Genomic DNA, 5,409 nt, shown 5'->3' on the forward strand with positions numbered 1-5,409 from the left:
CTCGACCGAATCCGAGCAGGTGTTGGAACGTGCCGACGGCTCCGCCGTGCCGCTGAACCTGACGTCGCGACCCGCTGTGGCGTCGTTGGGTGGCGCCACGGCCCGTACCCCGTGAGCGACCCTCGAGTACTCGTGGTCCGCCACGGTGAATCGACCTGGAACGCGGTGCGTCGCTGGCAGGGACAGGCGGACCCGCCGCTCAGTCGACGTGGCGAGACCCAAGCGGAGCGTGCCGTCGAGGCTGCGCTCGAGCTCGGAGGCTTCGATGCGGTCGCTTCGTCGGACCTCCGACGCGCCCGCAGCACCGGATCGATCATCGCGACCCGACTGGGCCTCGACCTCCTGCCCGCGGAGTCAGGCCTGTCGGAACGTTCGGCGGGGGAGTGGGAAGGGCTGACCCGCGGTGAGATCGAGGCGCGGTACCCCGGGTACCTTGCGGACGGACGGCGCCCGAGCGGCTATGAATCGGACGAGTCGATCGTCGACCGGTCGTCCCGCGCACTGCGCCTGCTCGTCGATCGGCACCCAGGGCGAACGCTGCTCGTCGTGTCACACGGTGGGATCATCCACGCCCTCGAACGAGCGCACTCCGACTCGGACGACGGATGGCAGCGCCTGGACAATCTCGCGGGCCGCTGGTTCGCCGTCGATCGAGACTCCATCGTCCCCGACGGACCCCGCGTTGCCCTGGTCCCCGACGGCGGCCCTGCGATCCCACCACCCGACCGCCACTACACCTGACGGCTACCTCCGGGGTCCGGCACCGGCGGGAGCGAATCAGATGCCGGCGGCGGCTTGGAAGCGGCGGATCTTCGCGGGGTAGTGCGCGCGACCGTACTCGGGGCGTTGACGCACGACGATGTCGAGCAGTTCGTCGTGCTGTGCCGTCTCCTTCCACGGCAGTGCGATGTAGATCGGGAGGCCGAACCGACGGAGTTCGTCGAGGTTCGAGTACACGATCTTCTGGTACTCGAAGCGCTGTTCCCATGGCCAGTTCGGCGGGGCGAATCCGGTCCCCGGGTCGATGATGCAGCGCGACCGCAACCCGTGGCGGTCGGCATCGGCGAGCCGGGCCTCGAAGAACTCGATCATCACCTGGACGGGATTCGCGGACACGAGGTCCATCGCACGCGGGTTCGGACCCGACAGGAAGGGGACGACGATCGGCACCGCGAAGTCGCTCGCCACCTGCCACATCTCGTCGGTCTGCATGCCGTCGGCGGCGTTGATCACCGTGGCACCGGCGTCGAGCGCACGGCGCACCACCTCGGGTCGCCACGAGTCGATCGACACATCCACGCCCAGGCCGGCGAGCGCCGGGATCAGGTGCTCCACGCGCTCCCATTCCTCGGTCCAGTCCACGACGTCCGCGAAGTCGGTCGATCCCTGGCCGCCGAGATCGATCGCGTCGGCGCCGTCGGCGAGCAGCTGTTGTGCTCGTGCAACGGCCTCGTCGGGAGTCGTCGCGATCGAGTCGAGGGCGAGCGAATCGGGGCTGGAGTTCACGACGCCGTAGATGATCACCCGAGCGAACGTACCGAAATGTCCATCGGTGCTTGGTACCGATGGACACTCCGGATGCGAGAATGAGGGCATGACGATCTACGAGTCCGACCACGAACTCTTCCGCGACAGCTTCCGTGCGTTCGCCCAGCAGGAGCTCAGCCCGCACGTGGCCGAATGGGAACGCGCCGGGATCATGGATCGAAGCGCGTACCTCGAAGCCGGCAAGCACGGGTTCATCGGCATGGCGGTTCCCGAGGAGTTCGGCGGCGGTGGCGTGCGTGACTTCCGCTTCAATGCCGTCCTCAACGAAGAGGTCGCGCGCCTGAACCTCGGTGGTGGGGCGCTCGGGATGATGCTGCACAACGACATCACGACGCCGTACTTCATCGAGTACTGCACCGACGAGCAGCGTCAACGGTGGCTCCCCGGAATCGCGTCCGGCGAGCTGATCACGGCGATCGCGATGACCGAGCCCGGTACCGGGTCGGATCTCCAGTCGATCGCCACGACGGCGGTACGTGACGGCGACGAGTGGGTCGTCAACGGAGCGAAGACCTTCATCACGAACGGCATCAACTCGGATCTCGTGATCGTGGCATGCAAGACCGGTGACGCCGCCGACAGCGCAGGCTCGATGTCGTTGCTCGTGGTCGAGCGCGGGATGCCGGGATTCGAGCGCGGCCGCAACCTCGACAAGATCGGCCAACATTCCGCGGACACGTCCGAGTTGTTCTTCGACGACGTTCGCGTTCCCGCGACCAACGTGCTGGGGGAGATCGGGCGCGGGTTCGAGTACCTCAGCTTCAACCTCGCGCAGGAGCGGCTGTCGATCGGTCTTTACGGCGTCGCTGCAGCTCGCGCCGCGCTCGAGTGGACGATCGAGTACGTCAAGGAGCGCACGGCGTTCGGCAAGCCGATCTCATCGTTCCAGAACACGAAGTTCGTCCTCGCCGAGATCGCGACCGAACTCGACGTGACCCAGCCGTTCATCGATCAGTGCGTCGTGAGACTGAACGCGCGTGAGCTCTCACCCGCGGACGCGGCGAAGGCCAAGCTGTGGGGGAGTGAGGTCCAGAACCGCACGACCGATCGGTGCCTGCAACTGTTCGGTGGATACGGCTACATGACCGAGTATCCGATCGCTTCGGCGTACGTGGATGCTCGCATCACCTCGATCTACGGCGGGACCTCCGAGATCATGAAGACGATCATCAGCAAGGACGTGCTTGCGTGACCCTGCTGACGGACACGTGGGAGCGCGGCGACGCGGCGCTCGGGGCGTGGCTGTCGGGCGACTCGCCCGCTGCGGCCGAGGTCGTCGGCGCCGCTGGATTCGACTACGTGAACATCGACATGCAGCACGGTCTCGCCGACTACTCACGCGTCGTCGAGATGATGCGGGCGCTCCAGTCGTCGCCGGCCACGATCACCTGTCGCGTTCCGTGGAACGAGCAGGGAATCATCGGTCGTGTCCTCGACGCCGGTGCGATGGGCGTGATCATTCCGATGGTGAACACCGTCGAACAGGCGCGGCGAGCCGTCGAGGCGTGTCGGTACGCGCCCGACGGTGCACGCAGCTACGGACCGATTCGGGCCGGTCAGGTCAACGGGCCGGACTACCAGGCCACCGCCAACGACCGAGTGGCGTGCATCCCGATGATCGAGACCGCAGAGGCCGTGGAGAACCTCGACGACATCCTCGACGTCGACGGCATCGATGCCGTCTACGTCGGCCCGGCGGATCTCAGTCTCACGCTCGGGCTGCCACCACGGGGGGACCACGACGACGAGTCGTTCAACACCGCACTGGCAGCGATCGTCGAAGCCTGCAACCGCCGCGGCGTCGTGGCGGGAATCCACGCCAATCCGCAGCTCGTCGCCAAGCGACTGGAGCAGGGTTTCCGGATGGTCACCGCGACAGCGGATCTCCTGGCGATGGCCGATGGCCTCGACCGCGCGCTGGCCGCTGGCCGGTCACCGTCGGAACCCGCCGCCGGAGAACCGTCGATCTACTGAGCGGTCGCTACGAGGAGGTCTTCGACTCGACGCGGGTCTTCAGCGCCTCGAGTGCGGGAGGGAGGCCGGCTGCGGCTCGGGACCACAGCAGTTTCATCGCCCAGCCGAACCCGGTGCGCCCCTGCACACCCTGGCGGTAGGTCACCCGGCAGGAAGCGCCGTCGTCGACCGACTCGAGCCGAACCGATTCTGCCAACGCACCCAGGATCGGCAGTTTGGATTCGGTGATCGCGAACGCAAAGTGTTCGTTCTCGTCCCACACCGTGAACTCCTCGTCGAGTGGGAGTCGTTGAGCGGTCACCCGCCGAGTGCCTCCGACGCCGGTGGCCGTCGATCCCGGCTCCACCTGGTCGAGGGCCTCGAACCACTCGGGCCACGACGCATGATCGGTGATCTCCGCCCACACCGCTTCCGGCGGCGCATCGATTCCGATCGACTCCTCGACGACGATCGGTGCGCTGTCGATCCACTCGGGTGGGTGAACGGGATGCGTGGGCATCGGAACACCATACGCGGGCCGGGTTGCCGACGTGCTGGTCCGCTCGCATATGGTGCAGAGCGATGAACGCCACCGCCGATCCGTACCCGCTGCCGAACGTCTCGAACGACCTCGAAGGCCAGGTCGCCCTCGTGACGGGGGCGACGTCCGGGCTCGGCCGACGCTTCGCTCGGGTGCTGGCCGCAGCCGGCGCACAGGTGATCGCGGCAGGCCGACGGCGCGAACGGCTCGACGAAGTCGTGGCCGAGATCGAGAGCGCGGGAGGCGCCGCCGTCGGCGTCGAGATCGACATGACCGACACCGCAAGCATCCTTGCGGGCGTGGACGCAGCCGAAGCGGCGTTCGGCACGGTCACCATTCTGGTCAACAACGCGGGAATCCCCGACGCACAGCGGGCCCACAAGATGTCGATCGACCTGATCGACCGGGTGATCGACACGAACCTCCGCGGGCCGTACGTGCTCTCCTGTGAGGTCGCTCGCCGTCTGATCGACGCGAAGCTCCCCGGTCGCCAGATCAACATCTCGAGCATGACGGGCGCGCACTACGACGGCCACGGGGCGGCGCTGTACTCGATCACGAAGGCAGGCATCGCGCGGATGAGCGAGGCGCTGGCGGTCGAATGGTCACGCAATCGCATCAACGTCAACGGCATCATGCCGGGTGCGTTCCACAGCGAGATGATGGACGGCATGGTCGAACGTGTGGGCGACTTCAGCGAGATGTTGCCCCGCAAGCGGCTCGGCGACCCGGCCCAGCTCGACTCGACGTTGCTGTACCTGTGCTCACCGGCGTCCGATGCGGTGACCGGAACGGTGATCAAGGTCGACGACGGCCAGGGCTCTCGTTGACGCCGACCGGCACCCGGTTTGCCAGACTCGTCGGATGACGACGACCGACGCTGACTTCAGCACCGACCCGATCCACGCCTGCATCGAACGCTGGCACCAGCACATGCGGGGTCAGCTGGATGGTGGTCTCGACGCGATCCTGCATCCCGACGTCGTGTTCCTGAGCCCGATCGTGTTCACGCCGCAGGAGGGCCGTGACATCACGAAGCTGTACCTCACCGCGGCGGGTGGCACGCTCGGCGGCGACACCGACACCGACACCGACTCGTCCGACGGCTCGGATTCGTCCGGGGGCTTCGGCTACACGAAGGAGATCTGCCAGGGGCATGCGGCGATGCTCGAGTTCGAGACGCAGGTCGAGGGCAAGTACGTCAACGGCGTCGACATCATCACGTGCGACGACGACGGAATGATCATCGAGTTCCGCGTGATGATCCGTCCACTCCAGGCGATCAACCTCGTCCACGCGCAGATGAAAGCGATGCTCGAACGCCTGAGCTCGTAGAGATGTCCGTTGGTGCCTGGCACCGACGGACA

Annotated in this window: 7 protein-coding genes; 5 read left to right on the plus strand and 2 right to left on the minus strand. The window is 66.7% G+C overall.

Going from position 1 to position 5,409, the window contains the following annotated elements; genetic code table 11:
* The first annotated feature begins 111 nt into the window (after positions 1-111).
* Positions 112-741 carry a histidine phosphatase family protein gene (locus ON45_RS16160; protein ID WP_051063200.1) on the plus strand — a complete coding sequence of 210 codons (630 nt, stop codon included), beginning with the start codon at positions 112-114 and terminating at the stop codon, positions 739-741.
* A gap of 36 nt (positions 742-777) precedes the next feature.
* On the opposite strand, the gene ON45_RS16165 is transcribed toward ON45_RS16160, so the two are convergent.
* On the minus strand, positions 778-1,524 hold the full coding sequence (locus ON45_RS16165; protein WP_040495074.1) for a dihydropteroate synthase: 747 nt from the start codon (positions 1,522-1,524) through the stop codon (positions 778-780).
* A 70-nt stretch (positions 1,525-1,594) separates the two neighbouring features.
* Between ON45_RS16165 and ON45_RS16170 the strand changes: the two genes are divergently transcribed.
* The gene (locus tag ON45_RS16170) at positions 1,595-2,740 is read left to right on the plus strand and encodes an acyl-CoA dehydrogenase family protein (RefSeq protein WP_040495076.1); all 1,146 of its coding nucleotides are present in this window, start codon (positions 1,595-1,597) and stop codon (positions 2,738-2,740) included.
* Positions 2,737-3,522, plus strand: a complete 786-nt coding sequence (locus ON45_RS16175) for an HpcH/HpaI aldolase family protein (protein WP_040495078.1) — start codon at positions 2,737-2,739, stop codon at positions 3,520-3,522. Before ON45_RS16170 ends, ON45_RS16175 begins: the two co-directional genes overlap by 4 nt.
* A gap of 7 nt (positions 3,523-3,529) precedes the next feature.
* Here ON45_RS16175 and ON45_RS16180 read toward each other — a convergent pair whose 3' ends face one another.
* On the minus strand, positions 3,530-4,021 hold the full coding sequence (locus tag ON45_RS16180) for an SRPBCC family protein (RefSeq protein WP_040495080.1): 492 nt from the start codon (positions 4,019-4,021) through the stop codon (positions 3,530-3,532).
* Between the two features lie 62 nt (positions 4,022-4,083).
* On the opposite strand from ON45_RS16180, the gene ON45_RS16185 reads away from it, so the two are divergent.
* Together ON45_RS16185 and ON45_RS16190 are read left to right on the plus strand one after the other, a co-directional pair.
* On the plus strand, positions 4,084-4,872 hold the full coding sequence (locus ON45_RS16185; RefSeq protein ID WP_040495082.1) for an SDR family NAD(P)-dependent oxidoreductase: 789 nt from the start codon (positions 4,084-4,086) through the stop codon (positions 4,870-4,872).
* A gap of 34 nt (positions 4,873-4,906) precedes the next feature.
* Positions 4,907-5,377 carry a hypothetical protein gene (locus ON45_RS16190; RefSeq protein ID WP_051063201.1) on the plus strand — a complete coding sequence of 157 codons (471 nt, stop codon included), beginning with the start codon at positions 4,907-4,909 and terminating at the stop codon, positions 5,375-5,377.
* Positions 5,378-5,409 lie beyond the last annotated feature (32 nt).

Source organism: Ilumatobacter nonamiensis YM16-303, from assembly GCF_000350145.1.
Classification (GTDB): domain Bacteria; phylum Actinomycetota; class Acidimicrobiia; order Acidimicrobiales; family Ilumatobacteraceae; genus Ilumatobacter_A; species Ilumatobacter_A nonamiensis.